Here is a 19963-nt window from a genome sequence, read left to right as displayed (position 1 = left end):
TGATAAAATGGCTTCAAAACCCACCACTCGTTTCTATTTTCGTATCACCATGGAGCTACCAGGGTAGGCTGACTTAATGTTTTTCTTACCATATTTTAGCGCCAGAGTTAAATCAAAACATGAACCTCAACCTCATGTTCCAAACCATCCTCTTTTAAGGGCAGACTATTTCCTTTACCCTCGTCATTTTCCATTTTCCACCATGATTCTTTAATATGCTTCTCCTGAAATACAGTGATTCTATAAGTAGAATTTTTATACTGGTATTTGATCGTAATAGAAGGCCATTCCTCAGGATAGCAAGGAGTGAATTTAAGTTGGTCCACCAGGAGTTCCATGCCAAGAAGAGACCCAATAATAAATTGATTCATCCATCCAGAGGAACCTGTGTACCAAGTCCATCCACCACGTCCCCGATGGGTTTCATTGGCGTAAACATCCGCAGCCATCACATAAGGCTCCACTTTGTAAACCTGTACATCCATCGGATTTAAGGCGTGATTTACAGGTTGTACCAGGCTAAAGAGTTCATAGGTAGTCTTCCTGTCACCAAGGGCTGCAAATGCCATTAAGGTCCAGATAGCTGCATGAGAATACTGACCTCCATTCTCCCTTACCCCTGGTACATATCCTTTTATGTATCCCGGGTTCAAATCAGATTTATCAAAGGGTGGGTCAAGAAGCTGGATTATATTAATATCTCTATTCACCAAGTATTTATTTAAAGAATCCATGGCTTGATTTCTCCTTGCTTCAGGAGCAGCTCCGGTCAGTACAGACCAGCTTTGAGAAATCGCATCAATTCGGCATTCATTATTAATTTTTGATCCAAGAGGTGTACCATCGTCAAACCAGGCGCGTTTATACCATTCACCGTCCCAGGCAGATAACTCGATATTGGCTTGTAGGCGAATAGCCTCTTGTTTACAGATTGCTGCAAATTCTGTATCACCATATTTAATGGCGACTTTTTCAAAATTCAAAAGAATATCATAAAAGAAAAATGCCAGCCAAACGCTTTCTCCTATACCTTTATTTCCTACCTGATCCATTCCGTCATTCCAATCGCCAGAGCCCATTAAAGGCAAGCCATTTTTACCAAAATGAAGACTATGTTTTATAGCAAGTCGACAATGGTGGTAAAGGTCAGCAATTAAGCTTCCACTCATTGGTAATTCATAAAGGGAGTCTTCTCCATCAGGCAAGGATCTGGATTCTAAAAATCCTGTTTGCTCATTCAGGATTTTTAAATCTCCTGTAGCATTAATGTATCTATAGACAACAAATGGCAGCCATAAGAGATCGTCAGAACATTTTGTACGCACACCTCGTCCTTCTGGGGGATGCCACCAATGTTGAACATCTCCTTCTTTAAATTGTCGGGAAGCATTCAAAAGTATTTGTTCTCTTGCAAGTTCAGGTTTGTTGTGTAATAAGGACAGCACATCCTGTATCTGATCCCTGAAACCAAAGGCTCCACCAGATTGATAAAAACCGCTACGAGCAAATAACCTGGCAGCGATGGTTTGATAGGTAAGCCAGCCATTAGCAAGAAGATTAAGGGCCTCATCCGGGGTCTGCACCTGCACCTTATTTATTATCTCATTCCAATATTCTTTTATTTGGTCAAAAGATTGATTAATTGAATTCAGGTCTATAAATTTTTGATTGAGTTGAATGGCTGTCTCGGTGTCTTCACCACTACCAATCAAGAACGCAATCTCTCTTTCTTCACCTTCCAACAAGCTAAATTTTCCTTGCAAACCAGCGCAAGTGTCATGACCTGTACTTATTTTATCTTTAAGATCCAGTCGGTTCAATGCCTGGGGATTGGAAAGGTTCCTATTTCTTCCAATAAACTTCGACCGATCAGTAGCATAACTAATCTTACCTGCACCAATAAGTTTATAAAATGCCACACGGTTAGCAAATGCGTCATTGTACCTATTTCTAAAGAGCAAAGCTCCGGTCTGCACGTCATACTCTGAAAGAATATGCATATTGGTTTTGGAGCGCACATCGCCCAATACAATTTCCAGGTATCCTGTAGCAGAGAGTTTTCTAATCCGGTCTGTCCTGTTTTTAATCCTCAGCACTACAAATTTAATGGGCAACTCTTTGTCCACAAACACTTTCATTTCGGAAGAAATGCCATTTTCTATATGTTCATAACTGGTATATCCAAAGCCGTGTGTAGTGATATAATTTGATTCACTCTTTACGGGAAAAGGCGTAGGAGACCAAAATAAACCGGTTTCTTCATCACGAAGGTAAATTGCCTCACCGCCGGTATCCGTAACGGGATCATTGTGCCAGGGAGTAATGCGGTATTCATGTGCATTCACTGCCCAGGTATAAGCTGATCCACTTTCAGAAACCACTGTCCCAATATTGGGGTTGGCAATAATATTCACCCAGGGAGCTGGGGTGGTAGATTTTTCATCAATTTGTATCTTGTATTCCTTCCCATCTGCCGTAAAACCTCCTGTTCCATTAAAGTATTTAAGATTTGTTGGCAACATCACATTCTCAATACTTGTTTTTCCAGCAGTTTTAGGATTACCTTCTAATAATCGAGGTGAACCTATCCTTCTAAACTGCCCGGAAATTTGGTCAGCTAAGGTGCCTTTGTTATCGGTGATAATTATTTTGGCAACAGATTCAAAAAGGATACGGTCTTCTGATGAAATTTGATCGGTTGATTTTACATATATCTTCCCCGGTACGTGGCCGGTCAATGTGTTAACGGCTGAAATCATCCCCAAAATCTGGTCTTGAAGTTCATGGCGGTAGGAACCATGATCCTCATTCCAGATCACAAGGTCTACCATCAAACCTTTTAATTGCCAATAACCATGTGCCTTGATCATTTGTGATACTAAATCCAGGTTTTCCAGATCAAATATTTGTACCAATACTATGGGTAGGTCTCCCGAAACAGAATGGCTCCAGAGTCCGGACTGGCCTCTGAAATTGCTTTTGATAACTGCTTCACTGGCGCGCAGGGCCGGATTGGAGTAAATAACTGAGGAGGCTAATTTTGCGAATAATTGTGCTTCAGCTTCTGTAGCGTTTATTTGCCTTAATAATACCTGGCTATGCGTCCAGGAAAGGTCCAGGGCTCTTTTTTTAAGATTTTTATCCCTGTATTTATGCATGAGCGCTTCACTTTCATCGCGACTCGCACAAATACCATATATAAGGTCTATGGTAGCGGTCTTAAATGGTTTAATCGTTATGCGGAATTTGGTGGCCATAATTGGATCCAATACTGCACCCTGATTTCCTGCTAATGGTCCAACCTCTAAGCCCTGAGGATTAGACAGAGACCTTCCTCTACCTATAAATTGCATCCGGTCTGTTTCAAAGGATACTTGTCCTACTTGGGCCCCATACGCATCCATTAAATGAAAGAAATGTGGTGGAGCTTCATCCTTAGAGCGGGGTCTTCTTGTGCCAAATATGGCATTGTATTGCTGCTGAACCTCTGTTTGAACGAAAAGGTTACTAAATGCGGGATGTGCTTCATCAGAGGCCTGAGATGCCAGAACAATCTCAGTGTAACTTGTAACCTCCAGCACCTTGGAAACCTTTGACCTATTCGTTATTTTAATTTTTCTTATTTCGACATCATCTTCTGGAGAAACTACGATTTGGGTTTTGGTTTCAAAACCCAAATCTTGTCTGTGAAACTCAATGGTACCTTGCGAAAATATAGCCTCATAATTCTTGGATGGCTGAAGCGTGGGATGATAGGTGTTTGACCAGAAATTTCCGCTTTTGATGTCTTTAATATAGCAAAAAACACCATAATTATCCTGGATTGAATCTTCCCGCCACCTCGTTACCGATATGTCTTTCCACCGACTGTATCCCCCGCCTGAATTGGTCACCATCACTTGATAATTACCATTACTGAGTAATTGCAATTCTGGTATAGGCGTATTTGGGGTATTTATTATTCTTAGTTGTACATCTTCGACATTGGTGTGTACATCAGTAATATTAGCTGTATGTGCATAAAAAATGGATTTCTTTGGAATACGTTCCTGCAATAGCAACAGGCTTGCCTTAAAACGCAATTCCGAGGCAAATCGATTTTGCATTGGTTTGTTTAATAAAACATAAGCAAATGACAAAAACCCCATCCCTTGATGGTGGGCCATATAGGAATTGATAATAACATGGTTTTGGCCACGAGGCACACGCGATTTGGTATAATCAATGGCTTCATAAAAACCATATTCTCCTTCAAAACCTTCCTCTGATAATCGTTTTAAATTGGCTACCGCTTTTTTGGGTGCTACCATTAAAGCCAACATAGTAGCATATGGCGCTATCACCAAGTCTTCCTCTAATCCACGCTTTAGTCCTAATCCAGGTACGCCGAAAGCCTGGTATTGGTAATTCAAACTCATATCCACTCTGTTGTATCCAGATTCTGAAATCCCCCAGAGCACATCACGTTTTGTAGCATATTCTATCTGCCGTTTTACCATTGCAGTGTTGGTTGCATGCAATAGTGTATTTTCATAGGTCGGCATAACCAATTGTGGCATCAAATATTCAAACATCGATCCACTCCAAGACAGCAATACTGGTCCATTTTTCGAATCAGTGAGTAAACGACCCAAAGAGAACCAACTTTCTTGAGGCAGTAATCCTTGTGCAATACCTACAAAAATACCTAACCTTGCTTCTGAAGCGAGCATATCATAAAAGCTTTCATCTCTTCTCAGCTCATCCACATTATAGCCTATAGAAAGAAGACTGGTATCTTTGTCCAGTAGAAAATCATATTCTACAATGCTCAATTGCTCCAATTGCTCAGCCAATTCCTTGAAAAGGATAAGTTTTTCCTGACCTAGCGTTATTCCGGTTTTTAAAGCTGTTTCTGCTTTTACCAACCATTCGTTTTCATCCGTTTGATTGGTTTCTTTTTTGTATTGATCAATTTGTTGACTTAACTCCTCATCTATTCCCTGAAGGGAGAGAAGTGAATGATTAAAATCTATCTTTGATAAATTGATAAATGATTTTGGAAGTGGCAATAAACTTAGCCACGGAATTTGCCGGTATAAATCTTCCCGAACATTTTTAATTTGATTTTTTAATTTAAGAATCCATTTACCTATTTGCATGTTCTCATCAAATCCGGTTATTTGAACACTGAGATCGGACAAATCATCTAAATTTCTTTTTATTATTGATAAAGAATTATTCTTCTCAATAAAAGCATCTGCTAGTAATTTTTCTATTGCAGTTATATTTTCATCGCTTTCACTGCTTAGCAAATCTTGTATAATCCCTACTGTAGAATGAAGACCGTTATAGCTCTCTTGATTAAAAATAGGTTTGGATTTAAACCCCAAAATTCCTTGGCGTAATATAAGAAGATGTCCCACCAGATTTCCACTATCAACTGTTGAAACATATGCAGGTCTCAGAATAGATAAGGAACGAGTATCATACCAATTGTAAAAGTGTCCCTTAAAGCGCTCCAGTTTATGTAAGGTATTAAGGGTGTTACCACATTTCAAAAGGACTTCGTCCATAACAATAAATCCAAAATCATAGGCAGTAAGGTTTGCCAGCAAAGAAAGGCCGATATTGGTCGGAGAAGTACGGTGAGCAATAACCGGATCAGGATGTTGCTGAAAATTATCCGGGGGTAGCCAATTTTCTCCTTCATTTACAAAATTTTCAAAAAAGCCCCACGTTTTTCTGGCCATTTTGAGAAGATAATACTCTTGGGTCTGGTTTAGGTCAGGAACTTCCTCTTTTTCTGGCTGACTTATTCTCCAAGCAATAGATGGTGATATAAACCATAAAATCAGAATTGGTATGGAAACAAAAAAAGCAGGAGAATTCGAATATAAAAATAGAATAAGACAAAGAAATGCCAAAACGGGACCGATCCACATTTTTTGGTAAATGAACCAGATATTGTCTTTTGATTGGTAGGAAGCAGTGGCTGATGGCGTCCATTCCAATAATTTCTTTCCACTTACATGCATTCTCCAGTTGGTTCGGAGTATAGCGTCTGTGAATCGGTAGGATTCATAAGGCAATACAGCTATTCCAAACATAAAACGCAATAATACCTCTGAAACAGAATTTCCAACTTCGGAAATATGGGCTTTAAAGTCTAAATCTTCCGGGCGGCGCAATAGCTGTAGAAAAGCTGCTGCCATGACAGGTAATAAAACAATAATGGTAACAGCGAGTGTCCAAAACCAAGGCTTGGGCAACATGGACCAGCCAAGAACTAAAATTAATAAAAGAGAAATGGGCAACAAGCTTCTACGCAGATTGTCTGCTATTTTCCACCGAGATATAATAGAAAGGTCATTTTTAACAATCCTCCCCTCTTTATTTTTCACAAATGGGAAGACCCAGGCAGCTATTTGCCAATCACCCCTTATCCACCGATGGTGACGCTTTATATCCGCTTCATAATTGGAAGGATTATTTTCATATAACACCACATCACTTACTAATCCAGAACGAGTAAAGCAACCTTCCAAAAGGTCATGACTAAGGATACGGTTCTCGGGAAAACGTTTGCCTACAACTTTTTCAAAAATAGTAACATCATAGATGCCTTTTCCAATAAAAGAACCTTCTTCAAAGATATCCTGATAAACATCAGAAGATGCTCTTGTATATGGATCAATACCCTTCATGTCACCTTGCAAACGCAAATAAAGAGAAGTTTTATTTTTCGGGAAATCTGAGGCTATTCTTGGTTGCAGAATTCCAAATCCTTCTACTACGCGTTTCTTTTTTTCATCATATACAGCCTGGTTTAAGGGATGAGCCATAGTGGCAATTAATTTCCAGGCTGCATCTCTTGGCAATTGCGTATCTGAATCGAGTGAGATTACATACTTTATATTTTTTAGCACTGCATAATCCCCAACAATTCGGGTAAAATTATCCCTGTCACCCTCTATTAAAAGGGCATTTAAAGCAGAAAGTTTACCTCTTTTTCGTTCGTACCCCATCCACCTGGCTTCTTTCGGATTCCATTTTCTCCCACGGTGGAACAGAAAAAAGTATCCGACTGGCCAATTTCGTTGTATTTATCGTTCAACTGTTGAATCCTCTCACTCACAAAGTTGAGTAATAAACTGTCATTCGGCATTGTTTCGGAGTCCGCATCCGTAAAATCAGTTAATAGGCTGAAGTATAATTTACCCCCTTGGTTTGCTAAAAATCGAACCTCAAGCGCCTCTATACTTTCCTCAATTTCATTTTTGCTCGTAAGCATTGTTGGAACAGTTACAAGGGTACGGAATTTGAGAGGGATACCTTTTGAAAAATCTAGTCTAGGTAATATTTGGGGTTTTATCCATATAGTGGCCAGCCAATTGGTGAAGGTAATGGCCAAATGCGCTCCTCCTGCCAGACATAACAGCGCCAAAATTATCAGCACTAGGGACCTGAAATCTCCATAAATCCAAGCAACTGAGAGCATCCCTACTGCTACAGCCAAAGTAAGAATGGCTATTGAAAAAAGGTAGATAAAAGCTGGCCTTTTCTCCATGAAACTCGTCAGGCTTTGTTTTAAATTAAAGCGCATCTTCGCAGCTTCCTTTAATTGGCCAAAACCTTTACCAATTAAATAAAATCCTACGTGTTTTTCTCTTGCATATTGCTTCTCCGCTATCTCAGGTCTTTTAGTTAATTCAATCGTTTTCTCTGCAACTTCTGATTCAGATAGCGGACTACGTTTTGAAATATTTTCAATTACATGTCTGTACCTGTCTCGTGTAGCAAAATCCAATTGCGGATAAATACCTGTTATGTCTGTTCTTAATATTTGCTCTACTATACTTGAAGCTTCTACAAATTTTCTCCAGTCGGTTGAACCGATAAAGCGCAATGTGCCTATGCTATTTTTAACCGATACCTGATCAGCAGCTTGTTTTTGGTTGTCTTGAAATACCAAGTCTGTACCTGATACACCTTCCTTGTATAATTGTTGCTCCAACCATTTTAATGGTAAAGCAAAGGCTGGACCTTTTCCCTGTAGCTTGCGTGTAAAACCAGCGACAAAAGGACTATTTAAGACAGGTTTGGATCTCGACATGTCTGCGATGGTCAACACCAAATCCGCAGGCTCTTTCTTGACTGTTTCAATCATTTTCTCACCCCAATAATCGGCTAGATTATTGTCGATCATATCCAGAGCTGTTTTTTCGGCAATCCTTCTTAGATTTTCTATTACAGCAAGTTTCATCATGATGGGAATGGCCCATAACTCTCCCAGGGTAAGGATTTTTTCGGATTGATAAGCCGAGATAAAACCTTTTAAGCCATTTGAATCAACATCGCCATCTCTGTGAGCAATTATTTCTAGAGCGATATCATAAACCCGGGGCATATTCTTGGAGTTTCCATTTGCCAGATAAGGCAATCCCTCACTATATTTTTTAGGTAAATGCTTTTTAGCAGTTACAATTTGTTCTTCAATTAAATAAAAGTTGTCCAGAAGCCATTCTGCTGCTGGTGTTAATGATTGGCCAGATTGAATGCTTTCAACCAGTAGATTACGTACTTCCACCAGCGTCTTTTCATTGTCATCTAATCGCTTTAAAAGCTTATCATTCCGTTTGCCTTTTAATAACTTATGATACCGTGCCACTATACCAGCATGGACTTTTATTTGATTGGAATTGTATAATTCTGAACGTATAGGATCGACCTCCGTAGCATTTAAAAAGGCACCGCGTTTTAAAAAATATTCACGCATACGGGATAGCATTTCGAAAACTGTAGTGCTTTTAACCTTCATATTCAAGTTGTAGTGATTTATTGAGGCAGAAAACAAATGATAGTTATAAACTATTCATTCCTACTGTCATTCGAACAATTATTTAACCAGGAAGTCTTTTGCTTTTAAGCTGAATTAGGAGGCAATTCCAAATTTTGAAATAGTCCCTCAAGAAGAGTTTAATTTGAATTATTCTTGGCCTGCACTCTTCCGCACTTAATCTACAATATTCCATTGTATATTTCAAAGAAAGTTTTGACATCTATTAACCCAAAATAGGTAATAGGTTTTTATTACCTAATGAAATCACTTCAAAATTAGCCCAGATGTGGCTATTTTCGTTTAAGCATAGCGAAGCTATACTAAAACCTCCAAATAGCCTGATAATCTTATGATTACAGTAATTCCTGAAATTAGGGACAGGCAATTTGTAACCCTATAGTAAAATCAAGGTTCAATGCGATGGGAAAACCCGAAACAAAATTTCATTGCCAATCCAAAAAATCCTACCGTGACATTAGGTTTCCCTAAAGCAACTGCATTCCAGTACTTTCAATACAAAAAAAATATGAATTTAGCTTTCAAGATGCTTAATTGATAGGACCTTAAAATGCTTTTCTAATAGGGATCTACATCAATCAAAAACCTGACAGATCTAAACCGCTTGTCACCCTGCAATTCAGAAATAATCCGTACCATTTCCTGCTTAAAGCGTTCTTGTGTATTCGCATTTTTCTCAAGCTTGATCCAAATCTCAAAGAGAAATAGGTTTTTAATCTTTCCAATCAGGGCTTTCTCTGGCCCAAGGATTATCTTTCTACCTTCTATATCTGATAACAGGTTCTTTAATTGAATTGCTGCAGTCTCTGCTGTTTTAAAGTCTTTGTGCTTGGTAACTATTTTGATGTTTTTAACGAAGGGCGGGTAGTAAAACTGGCGCCGCTCTCCCATTTCCTGCTGATAAAAATCATTGTAATTACCACTTATTATTTGCTTGAAAATCAACTGGTCAGGACGCCTTGTTTGAATGACTACATTACCTGTAACGTTTCTCCTCCCAGCTCTTCCAGCCACCTGAGTGATTTGTTGAAAAGCCCTTTCTCCAGACCTGAAATCCGGGTAGAACAAAATTCGATCTGCATCAACAATTCCCACCAAAGAAACCCTATCAAAATCAAGTCCTTTGGTGATCATTTGGGTACCTACCAGTATGTCTACATTTCCCGATCCAAATTCCTCTAATATTTTTTGATACCCGTATTTACTTCTAGTGGTGTCCAGGTCCATTCTAAGGATTCGTGCCTCTGGAAAAAGTAAAGATAGATTCTCTTCTATTCTTTCTGTGCCAGATCCTACTGTAGTGATTTTACTACTCCCGCAAGCCTGGCATTTTATAGGCACTTTGTCCTTGAAGCCACAATAATGACACCTCAATTCTTCCTGGTATTGGTGGTAAGTTAAACTGACGTCACAATGTTCACATTCAGGAATCCAACCACATTCATCACAAGAAATATAAGGGGCGTACCCTCTCCTGTTTTGGAAAATAAGTACTTGCTCCTGGTGGTTAAGTGCCTCCTGAATTTTCTCTCTCATGAGCCTGGTAAAGTCTAACTTTAGCAGGTTTTTCTTTTTGTCCTTTAAAATATCTGCCAAATGGAAATGAGGCAGTTCTGCATCTCCATACCGCTTATCCATTCTCACATACCCATACTTGTCATTTTGGGCATTGTAAAAGGTTTCAAATGCAGGGGTGGCTGTACCGAGCACAGTCTTGGCTTGATGCAACCACGCCATCATGATGGCCGCATCTCTGGCATGAAACCTGGGAGCAGGATCATATTGCTTGTAGGATGGCTCATGCTCTTCATCTACGATAACTAGGCCCAAACTATCGAAAGGTAAAAACAAAGAAGACCTAACACCTATGATGAAATTGTATTTACCTGATAATACCCCTTGCCAAATCTCTACACGTTCATTATCAGAATACTTGGAATGGAAAACCCCCATTTTGTCGCCAAAGACTTTCTGTAATCGAGCTACCAAATGAGTGGTCAAGGCTATTTCAGGAAGCAGTAGCAATACTTGAGAACCACTCTCCAAAACTTCCATTATAAGCTTAATGTAAATCTCCGTTTTTCCAGAACCAGTAATCCCATGCAGAAGAACGGTAGCTTTACTAGTAAATTCCTTCTGTACAGCATCGTAAGCATCCTTCTGCACCTCGGATAGCTCAATTGGCTTATCGTCAACCTGAATAAGCGCAAAACGGCTTATTTTCACCTTAAAGCTTTGCAAAACCTTGTTCTTAACAAGGGTGTCAATGGAAGAAGGCGAACAACCTGAATCAGTTAAGATCTTTTTTGACAATCCCTCTTCATTTAGCTGAGCATTCTTAAAAATAGGTACTTGTTGCAGAAATTTGAGAAGGACATTTTCTTGCTTTTCCTTCCTTTAACCCCTTCGAATAATTCATTGAGTTTATTGGAATCAGAAAGATACTCTGGCGCTAAACGAACCCTGACCTCAACTTTAGGACTATATTTTTCTTTAACAGACTCATAAACCAAAATGGCTTTCTTGCCAAGAAGGCTTTTAATTATTTTGTGAAGGTCTTTTGCCGGCACCACTGACTCCAGCTGGTCAACATTGACTTCTTCCTTTTTCTCCAACGTCTCAAGAATTAGCAATTCTCTTTCATCCATAGGATAGCCAGGATTCTCCAATTCAAAATCGGGATGCATTTGAACTTTACTCTCAGTAGAAAGCTTCAAGCCACTAGGCAGGGCCGCATTCATCACTTCTCCTATATGACAGCAATAATAACTCGCCAACCAGCCCCAAAATTTGATCTGTAAGGCATTTACAATTGGGTAATCATCCAATAAATCTAGAATCGGTTTTGCCTTATACGCTTCTGGAGCTTTTTGATGCACTTTGGCCACAATACCGGTCAAAATCCTTTTCCTTCCAAATTGCACCATGACACGATAGCCAATACCAATTTCCTCTTGAATTTCAGGCCCTACGCTATAGGTAAAGGTAAGCGGAATAGGCACAGGGAGAATAATGTCCGCGTACAGATTTTTGCTTGATGAAGGATAGTTATTTCCAAAGAGGTCTTCCACTGTAAATATTATTGACTGGTTTAGGGCAAAAAAGGAAGTTGTTTTACGGCTTCTTCTATGGATTCCACAGGCCGCTTACACGATTTATTAAAGCATACGTACAAGGTGGCTATTTCACCTGACTTACCTTCTAATATTGGAAGCTCACTGCTGAAGCCATCTTCTGCAGCAATGACCATATTGGGATGATAGTTAGCCTGAAGTGATATTCCAACGCCTTTTGCATTCTTTCCTTTTATAGCTACTTCAGCTGTAGGAACTGATTTTTCCAAATAAAAGTTTGCCCAGTTGGCTAGAAAATCCGGTTCTTTCGATAACATTTCACTTACCAATTGCAACATGCTTTCTGCTTGCGCAAGGTAGGCATCATTGTATAGATATAAGCCCAACTGGTGAAGATTTCTAGCCATCACTGAATTAGAGGCGGGAATGACATTGTCAAAAACTTCTTTTTTATCGGCAATCAATTTTTCAGTTTTAGGATCATTGAAATAGAACAAACCGTCTGTTTCATCGAAAAAATTATCCATTACACTTTGTGTCAATAAATCCGCTCTGTTGAGCCAAAGGGGGTCAAATGAAACTTTATAAAGGGAAATGAAGGATTGAATTACGGCCCCATAATCTTCTAAAAAGGCTGGTGTGTAAGCCTCATTTTCTTTAAAATTCCGGTACAAGACATTGTCAACTACCATTTGGCTCCAAATAAAATCCCCCGTCTCCATGGCTGTCTTTAGAAATCCATCATCACCAACAGCCAAATAGGCCTGACAGAGCCCTACAATCACCCAACCATTCCATCCACTAATGATTTTATCATCCAATCCTGGGCGTACTCTTAAAGACCTCTTTTCCAGAAGCTTTTCCTTCACTTCCTTTAATTTTTTTTCAAAAACAGCAATAGTAAACCCATGGTTTTCGGCAACTTCTGTATAAGCGATGGTTTGAAATAGAATATTCAATCCCGATTCCCAATTCCCTTCTGGTTTAATGCCATATAGCTGGCTAAACCAGGCCAAATCTTCCCCTAACAATTCATCTAACTCCTTATAGCTCCAGGTATAAAATTTGCCTTCTACCCCTTCACTATCTGCATCTAGTGCTGAATAAAAGCCCAATTCTTTGCTGCGCATTTCACTTAGTAGCCAACCAACGGTTCCTCTTACTTTTTCTTCAAAGAAAGGATCCTGGCTGTACTGAAAGGCCTTGCTGTAAAGACTTAGCAATTGGCCATTGTCGTAAAGCATTTTTTCAAAATGAGGGGCAAACCATTCTCCATCTACACTGTAGCGACAAAACCCACCTTTAAGGTGATCATATATGCCACCCATTCCAATTTTCTTCAATGTATAACAAACCTGTTCCCCTAAGCCTTTTTGTCCATCCAAAATAGCCATGTCCAATAAGAAGCTCCAAATAACAGGCATTGGAAATTTAGGGACTCTTTTCATTCCACCCCATTCCCGATCTATGCCTTTCAATAAATGTTCGGCCATTCCTCTTACCTTTTCTGCAGTAAATTCAGTGGTTTCTCTCTTAAATCCATACTTCTCAATAATGGACCTGTCAATACTTCTTCCAAAACCTTCGGCACTTTTAACCAACTCCTCATATTGCTGGGAAAAAGCCTGAGCAACTCCAGACAATACTTTCATCCATTGATTTTTTGAGAAATAGGTGCCTCCATAAAAAGGCTTGTGATCAGGCATTAGAAAAACATTTAAAGGCCAACCTCCCTGGAGACCCATTACCTGCACAGCCTCCATGTAAATATTGTCCAGATCGGGTCTCTCCTCTCGGTCAATTTTAATACATACAAAATGGGCATTCATAAGATCTGCAACGGCCATGTCTTCAAAGCTCTCCTTCTCCATTACATGACACCAATGACAGGCAGAATAACCAATGCTTACCAATATGGGTTTGTGCTCAACTTTGGCTTTATGTAAAGCTTCTTCTGACCAGGGATACCACTGTACCGGATTGTGGGCATGCTGTTGCAAGTACAGACTTTTGCTTTTGATCAATTTGTTGGCTTTCATAATAGGTCAGGTCAATCTGTTTGAAACAATCTCAGTTGATCATTAATTGCATGATTTTCATTGGTGAAATCCAAGTTGGCCGGCATCAATGCTATCAACTCCTGAAGTTTGAGTAGAAACTGTTGATGGGCCTGTGATTGGGGATTAAAAGGCCTATGGCTCAGATTCCTTTGGATTTGATCTATGTGTTGAATTAATTCCTTGGTCTCCTCATTGAAAAATGCCTCTTGAAATTCATTCCAAATATAATCTTCTGCCATTGAACTAGGGTGAATCATATCCTCCTTATAGAAACGGTAATCCCTCAGGTCATCCATCATTATTTCATAGGCAGGAAAATAGTAGATTTCAGGATAAATTGAAACTAACCCGTGGCATAACACCTTTAACAAGCTTTTACTTAGTTGATTTTCAGGTATTCCATCTTTTATATGCCTCACAGGACTAACCGTCAAGACCACCTGGATATTGGGGTTAGCTGTTAATAAATTTTGATAAAATGCATTGAAACTTTCAATCATTTCATTGAGACCAAGAATACTTTTGGAGAAGTATTGCTGTGGCTGTTTGTGACAGTTTGTTACTACACTATCATTTTCTATCAACCGATGAACAAATGCAGTGCCTAGTGTAATAACTAAATGAGAGGCTGTTTCAAGTTTATTTTTTACCAAGTACTGGCTTTTTTCTATTCTATCTGCCAGTTCTTCTTTAGATGCAGCATTAAATGAAGAATGAAGTTGGTAATGAAAATAGTTATCATGTCTATTTAAATACAAATCCGGATTTACAGGCTTTGATAGGAGTGAATTTGACAGCAAGTTAAATATTGAATCTGGGTTGAAGGTCGTCCCGAATGGGTTTACTAACGCATCAAATTTGCTTAGGCTTAACCTCTCCCCTACCACTTCTGAAAAGCAAGACCCTATCGTTACCACACTGGAAGAATGGTTTATTCCTTTATCACATTCCTTAAAGCGGAAAGTAGTTCTAAAACTTTTCATTTTCGAAAACATTTTTTTTTGCAATGCCCTAAACTTAGCGCTTAAATAGAACAACAAATTAATGAAAATATGAAGGATTAGGAGCTTAAATAACGAGTAAATTCAAATTTACTGTATTCATAAATGATTAGGTTAATTAATGCGATATGTAAATATTTTATTACCAAAATTTCAATATTTAATAATTATTAATAATATTGTTACACAAATCACTTTAACCTTTAACCAATTCAAAAATGGAATCAGCTTTATTAGAAAAATCAGTAGAAAACACTATTGCGAAGTTAAGCAAATTAAAAATCAGTGAAGGTTTGACAGCCGAACTGGAATGGTGTTTGGGAAGTTATCGTTTTGACAACAATCCTGAAGGTTTGAAAATGAAATCTAAGCTTGCTTTGGACCTTTTGAAGGAAGCCAAAGAAAAGAGCAGCCGATCCGTCTCTAAAAAATTGATTACTGATCTGGAAAAGGCAATTGTAAACTAAAAAAGCCAGGATAAACCTGGCTTTTTTATTCAAATACAGTATTGATTACTATTCAGCGACAACAACGAACTTAACGCTAGTTTTCACTTCTCTATGCAAATCAATTTCTGCTTCATATTCTCCTGAAGTAGATACTGGCTGATTGATAGAGATCTTTTTACGATCAATTTCAATACTTTTCTCAGCCAATGCATCAGACAATTGCAAAGTAGTAACTTTTCCAAAAATCTTTCCGGAATCGCCAATCTTAGCTTTAATCTGTAAAGTAATGCTTTCCAATTTCAAAGCTACAGCTTCCGCTTCAGTTTTGATTTTTTCTGCTTTATGGGCTGCTTGCTTGATATTTTCTTGCAAAACCTTCCTGTTAGAAGAGGTAGCAAGTAAAGCGAAGCCCTGAGGGATCAGATAATTACGTCCATAACCAGGTTTCACAGCTACCAAGTCATTTTTATATCCAAGTCCTTTTATATCCGTTTTTAAGATAACTTCCATTATTGTAATAATTTTTTTAGGTGAAGGATTATAGATAGTCTATTTCAAGCCATCTGCTACGTAAGGCAATAATGCCAAATGTCTGGCTTTTTTAATAGCCTGAGCAACCTTTCTCTGAAATTTTGCAGAGTTACCTGTTAATCTTCTAGGAAGAATCTTTCCTTGTTCGTTTACAAACTTAAGCAAAAACACAGGATCTTTGTAATCAATATACTTGATGCCTAGCTTTTTGAATCTACAGTATTTTTTTCTGTTTTGCTCTCTGTTGATTGGTTCGTTTTTTAACGTCATTTTGCTGGCTCCTCCTTAGCTTCTGTTTTTTTATTGAATTCACCTTTTCTCCTTCTATCCGCGTAGATCAAGGAATGCTTGTCCATAACAGTGGTAAGAAATCTTAATACGGTTTCATCTCTTCTGAAATTGATCTCATACTTCTTAATCGCAGTTGGATCAACTTTGTATTCAACCATTACATAAAACCCAGTAGTTTTCTTTTGGATTGGATAAGCCAATTTTTTTAGGCCCCAATTCTCAACATTAACTACGTCTGCTCCCAATTCTTTTAACAAGCCTACATACTTGTCAACGGTATCCTTCATCTGAACTTCAGACAAAACGGGAGTAAGGATGAATACCGTTTCATAACTTTTTTGGAACATTCTTTTAATTTTTGTTTAATATTTTAAAACAGTCTGCAAAATTAAGAGAAATGGACCAATAATCAAAAAAATACAAGGTTATTTTATTTCAAATGTGCTTCTTCCTATTTCTGCACCATCAGAAAAAATCTTTACTGAATAAATTCCCTTTTCATAATCTGATCCTTTTTCATAAAAATAGGTCAGTTGTTGTTGGGTATTATTAAAAACGAAATCCTGTTTAGAGGTATAAAAATACTCTTTACCTTTTAATTCAAAAGTACCTGAACCCTTGGCTATATCGAAAATAACTTGTTCGTTGGGGGACAACACTTGCACAAAAACATCCCGCATCCCCGCTTCAGCAACCTTATTGTCTGCAATATTAAAAGAAACTTTCAACCTTGATAGCTGTCTGTTTCGAAACTCAGCCTCTCGCTCCCTCCCTCGAGAGTTCACAGCGGCTACAATTATATTTTCGGCTTTCAATCGGGAAGCCAGATTGACTTTCTTTTCTAGATCACCTGTTTTAATATTAAGTTTGACTACCTCCTCCTCTATTTCTGATTTGGTTGTTTTTAATTCTTTGTTTTCAGAGAATAGCTGAACGTTTTGGGCTTTTAAACGAACAATGTCAGCATCCTTCTCCTCCAACAATGACAAATAACTATCTATTTGAGCATTTAGCTTGACGATGTCCTTTGCAGACCTATTCTTGTCTAATTTTCTTTCCCTAATTAATTGGTCCTTTACTTTCACCAAGGCCTCTATATCACCACCAAGGCTTTCTATTTCCTTAATCCTGACTTCTAACTCTACGGTCATCGAGTCAAGCCTGGTATTTAAGTGGCTGTTTTCTTCAGATAAGAGAAAAATTTCTTCGCTTTTCCTGGATTTCTCACGGTGGTCATTTAAAAGTCTCCACCCGCTAAGAAACACTAAAATCACCAAAACGATAATTAGAATATTTTTACCCTTATCAACATTAATACTATTCTTATCAATCTTTTCCCCTGAACTCATACTAATAAAGACACTTTACAATTGTATATTTCGTTTTGTTTGGACATTTATTTAAGTGCCAACATTAACCTGATAACCATCACAATTATCAGACCAGATTTAATATCATTTATCAAATAAAATTTTCTGATAACAACAAATTTAATAAATACCAATGCATCTAACAATCTTGGGAGGCTATATCTATCCAAATAGCCCGTATTAAATCCTCCTAAAGAAGCTAGATTGCAAGAATATAATCATTTTTGACCCCCTGAGCATTAAAAAACAACACTCCACATTCAAAAAAAATCTATACTGCTACTAACCGATGGCAGGACTTTGATTTCATCCCAGGCCCCACGCATTTCCTTTGACCAATGGATGTCAGCGATTACCATAATACTATTATTGTGAAGTTTTGGGCCTATTTTCTTGAAATAGTCCATTGTGGGTTGATACCTGTGATTGGCATCTAACAATACAAAGTCTACACGCTCGATATCAGCCAGCATCCCTCCTAAAGTCTCATCAAGGTTTCCAGTGATAATCTTTACATTGTTAAACCGATTTAAATGATTCCTCGCCAAAAGCCCTAATGCAGGATCCCCTTCGAAAGAATACAATTGCCCAGATGTTACCGATGCGAGATAAGCTGTATTAATGCCTAGAGAAGTACCCAAATCCAATACTGTTTGTGCAGGCGTAGACCTACAAAGGAATTGGTACAATAATGAAAATTTGACTGGTGTCGTCGCTCTTTTAGCTATGGAGCCGACTTGCTGCATTTGGCCATTGTCCCAGCGGGAACCTGCCCCAAAATCAATCCTTTTAATTCGTTCTTGAGAAGCTAAAAAGGTATTTCTTTGTTCTTCAATTACCCGGTTGCCTTTTCTATTGTCTCTTAAAAATACCTTTAGATTTTGGTAAAGCTTGAAAAAAAATGGAGAATGGATACTGTGCTGGTCTTCTTTGAGTAAAAAGTAAAGAAAGTATTCCCAGGAATGGAAAAGCATTGCGGTTTTATCAGTTATTGAAAATATTGGCGATTAGTTGGAATTCTGGAATGATTACAGTTAACAATTTTCCATCATTAAGTTTTTCGACATAAAATTCCCCCTTCATTTTGCCCATACCTGACCTAATGGTACAACCTGACAAATAGGTATGAGCGCATCCTGGTTCCAATACAGGCTGTTGCCCGACTACGCCTTCACCTTCCACTAATTTCAGCGTTTCTGCGGCATCATAGATTTCCCACTTTCTCCTTAACAGTTGGATGGTAAAGGGATTCCGGTTTTCTATGGTAACTTTATAGGTAAAGACAAAATGATGCAAATTAGGATTTGAAAATTCCTTCTGGTAGATCGCCTCAACACTAATTTTTATACCTTCTGTAGTAGCAGTTGCCATTTTGTTTTTTAATACAAAACTTATCCGAAATTTGAATTATTATCTCAAATATACCAATAGAAAACTTATTAATGAACGTCAAATTAGAAAATAGTTGGAAACAATTGCTGGGTGATGAGTTTTCGAAGCCCTATTTTGATTCCTTAGCAAAATTTGTGAAATCTGAATATGAGTCAAAAACCATCTACCCCAAAGGAAATGCTATATTTAAGGCTTTTGATTTATGTCCAGTAGACAAAGTGAAAGTGGTTATTTTGGGTCAGGACCCCTACCACGGTCCCAACCAAGCGCATGGATTGGCCTTTTCCGTTAAAGAGGGCATTCCTTTCCCTCCTTCCTTACTGAATATATTTAAAGAATTAAAAAGTGACTTAGACCTACCTTTTCCTCCTCATGGTAATCTTGAAAGGTGGGCAGAACAAGGTGTTTTATTGCTAAATGCAACATTAACAGTAGAAGCAAATAAAGCAGGAAGTCATCAGAAAAAGGGCTGGGAGACATTCACCAGTGCAGTGATAAAAAAATTAGCTTCCCGTAAATCGAATATTGTTTTTCTGCTTTGGGGAGCGTATGCCCAAAAGAAGGCCGAAGATATAGATGCTGAAAAAAACCTAAAATTGCAAACCTCCCATCCTAGTCCTCTCTCTTCTTATAGAGGCTTTTTAGGCTGCAAGCATTTTAGCCAAACCAATGCCTATTTAGAAGCGCATGGAATGGTACCCATAAAATGGTAAAGATTGAATGTTATTGCGCTGGCAAAGGCTGGTGCGTAGATCCTTATTGGAGATTCCCAAAATTGGTTTCTCAGGTCTCTGAAGGAGTGTCCTGACATTCAACCAGCTCACCAAGCAATTTCTAAAACAATAAACCCAGTAAATTAACCTGGGTTATTGTTTCTTTCAGTCACAAGACCAATACATCATCATTAACTATTTACTTTATATAAGCAAATTACTACATGATTGTAGTGTTATGGT

12 protein-coding genes and 1 pseudogene are annotated in these 19963 nt (G+C 38.3%); 2 read left to right on the top strand and 11 right to left on the bottom strand.

Features of this window, described 5'->3' with window-relative positions; translation table 11 throughout:
- Positions 1-107: 107 nt before the first annotated feature.
- The 5 genes and pseudogenes from ADICYQ_RS07765 to ADICYQ_RS07750 all read right to left on the bottom strand — a co-directional run bounded on the left by ADICYQ_RS07765 (position 108) and on the right by ADICYQ_RS07750 (position 14956).
- Complete coding sequence (locus tag ADICYQ_RS07765; protein WP_020892105.1) at positions 108-7007, bottom strand: glycoside hydrolase family 94 protein; 6900 nt, start codon at positions 7005-7007, stop codon at positions 108-110.
- Positions 6968-8800 carry a hypothetical protein gene (locus ADICYQ_RS27630; RefSeq protein ID WP_235114480.1) on the bottom strand — a complete coding sequence of 611 codons (1833 nt, stop codon included), beginning with the start codon at positions 8798-8800 and terminating at the stop codon, positions 6968-6970. The genes ADICYQ_RS07765 and ADICYQ_RS27630 overlap by 40 nt, the downstream gene beginning before the upstream one ends.
- 597 nt (positions 8801-9397) lie before the next feature.
- Positions 9398-11910, bottom strand: a pseudogene (gene priA, locus ADICYQ_RS07760) (replication restart helicase PriA).
- A gap of 20 nt (positions 11911-11930) precedes the next feature.
- Positions 11931-13952 (bottom strand): thioredoxin domain-containing protein, encoded by a 2022-nt coding sequence (locus ADICYQ_RS07755; protein ID WP_020892100.1) that lies wholly within the window; start codon positions 13950-13952, stop codon positions 11931-11933.
- 11 nt (positions 13953-13963) lie between these two features.
- On the bottom strand, positions 13964-14956 hold the full coding sequence (locus ADICYQ_RS07750) for a GSCFA domain-containing protein (RefSeq protein ID WP_051160153.1): 993 nt from the start codon (positions 14954-14956) through the stop codon (positions 13964-13966).
- A 236-nt stretch (positions 14957-15192) separates the two neighbouring features.
- Between ADICYQ_RS07750 and ADICYQ_RS07745 the strand changes: the two genes are divergently transcribed.
- Positions 15193-15441: a hypothetical protein gene (locus ADICYQ_RS07745; protein ID WP_020892098.1), complete on the top strand. Its 249-nt coding sequence runs from the start codon at positions 15193-15195 to the stop codon at positions 15439-15441.
- A gap of 48 nt (positions 15442-15489) precedes the next feature.
- Here the strand turns inward: ADICYQ_RS07745 and rplI are convergent, their stop codons facing one another.
- The 6 genes from rplI to apaG all read right to left on the bottom strand — a co-directional run bounded on the left by rplI (position 15490) and on the right by apaG (position 18986).
- On the bottom strand, positions 15490-15933 hold the full coding sequence (gene rplI / locus ADICYQ_RS07740) for a 50S ribosomal protein L9 (RefSeq protein WP_020892097.1): 444 nt from the start codon (positions 15931-15933) through the stop codon (positions 15490-15492).
- Positions 15934-15972: 39 nt separating this feature from the next.
- Positions 15973-16224, bottom strand: a complete 252-nt coding sequence (rpsR, locus tag ADICYQ_RS07735) for a 30S ribosomal protein S18 (RefSeq protein WP_020892096.1) — start codon at positions 16222-16224, stop codon at positions 15973-15975.
- Complete coding sequence (rpsF, locus tag ADICYQ_RS07730) at positions 16221-16592, bottom strand: 30S ribosomal protein S6 (protein WP_020892095.1); 372 nt, start codon at positions 16590-16592, stop codon at positions 16221-16223. The genes rpsR and rpsF overlap by 4 nt, the downstream gene beginning before the upstream one ends.
- A gap of 78 nt (positions 16593-16670) precedes the next feature.
- Positions 16671-17594, bottom strand: coding sequence for a DUF8428 domain-containing protein (locus tag ADICYQ_RS07725; protein ID WP_040415107.1), 924 nt, complete (start codon positions 17592-17594; stop codon positions 16671-16673).
- Between the two features lie 281 nt (positions 17595-17875).
- Complete coding sequence (locus tag ADICYQ_RS07720; RefSeq protein ID WP_020892092.1) at positions 17876-18589, bottom strand: O-methyltransferase; 714 nt, start codon at positions 18587-18589, stop codon at positions 17876-17878.
- A gap of 10 nt (positions 18590-18599) precedes the next feature.
- Positions 18600-18986: a Co2+/Mg2+ efflux facilitator ApaG/CorD gene (gene apaG / locus ADICYQ_RS07715; protein ID WP_020892091.1), complete on the bottom strand. Its 387-nt coding sequence runs from the start codon at positions 18984-18986 to the stop codon at positions 18600-18602.
- A gap of 71 nt (positions 18987-19057) precedes the next feature.
- Here apaG and ung point away from each other — a divergent pair, with 71 nt between their 5' ends.
- Positions 19058-19720 carry a uracil-DNA glycosylase gene (gene ung, locus ADICYQ_RS07710; protein WP_020892090.1) on the top strand — a complete coding sequence of 221 codons (663 nt, stop codon included), beginning with the start codon at positions 19058-19060 and terminating at the stop codon, positions 19718-19720.
- Positions 19721-19963: the final 243 nt, after the last annotated feature.

Source organism: Cyclobacterium qasimii M12-11B (assembly GCF_000427295.1).
Classification (GTDB): Bacteria; Bacteroidota; Bacteroidia; order Cytophagales; family Cyclobacteriaceae; genus Cyclobacterium; species Cyclobacterium qasimii.
Note: the sequence above shows the minus strand (reverse complement) of the source record. Positions and strands in the feature narration are given on the sequence as shown.

What these genes read in the sequence shown, in the direction of transcription:
- ADICYQ_RS07765 (WP_020892105.1), bottom strand. Translation starts at nt 7,007, where the DNA reads ATGGGGTACGAACGAAAAAGAGGTAAACTTTCTGCTTTAAATGCCCTT.
- ADICYQ_RS27630 (WP_235114480.1), bottom strand. Translation starts at nt 8,800, where the DNA reads ATGAAGGTTAAAAGCACTACAGTTTTCGAAATGCTATCCCGTATGCGT.
- ADICYQ_RS07755 (WP_020892100.1), bottom strand. Translation starts at nt 13,952, where the DNA reads ATGAAAGCCAACAAATTGATCAAAAGCAAAAGTCTGTACTTGCAACAG.
- ADICYQ_RS07750 (WP_051160153.1), bottom strand. Translation starts at nt 14,956, where the DNA reads ATGAAAAGTTTTAGAACTACTTTCCGCTTTAAGGAATGTGATAAAGGA.
- ADICYQ_RS07745 (WP_020892098.1), top strand. Translation starts at nt 15,193, where the DNA reads ATGGAATCAGCTTTATTAGAAAAATCAGTAGAAAACACTATTGCGAAG.
- rplI (WP_020892097.1), bottom strand. Translation starts at nt 15,933, where the DNA reads ATGGAAGTTATCTTAAAAACGGATATAAAAGGACTTGGATATAAAAAT.
- rpsR (WP_020892096.1), bottom strand. Translation starts at nt 16,224, where the DNA reads ATGACGTTAAAAAACGAACCAATCAACAGAGAGCAAAACAGAAAAAAA.
- rpsF (WP_020892095.1), bottom strand. Translation starts at nt 16,592, where the DNA reads ATGTTCCAAAAAAGTTATGAAACGGTATTCATCCTTACTCCCGTTTTG.
- ADICYQ_RS07725 (WP_040415107.1), bottom strand. Translation starts at nt 17,594, where the DNA reads ATGAGTTCAGGGGAAAAGATTGATAAGAATAGTATTAATGTTGATAAG.
- ADICYQ_RS07720 (WP_020892092.1), bottom strand. Translation starts at nt 18,589, where the DNA reads ATGCTTTTCCATTCCTGGGAATACTTTCTTTACTTTTTACTCAAAGAA.
- apaG (WP_020892091.1), bottom strand. Translation starts at nt 18,986, where the DNA reads ATGGCAACTGCTACTACAGAAGGTATAAAAATTAGTGTTGAGGCGATC.
- ung (WP_020892090.1), top strand. Translation starts at nt 19,058, where the DNA reads ATGAACGTCAAATTAGAAAATAGTTGGAAACAATTGCTGGGTGATGAG.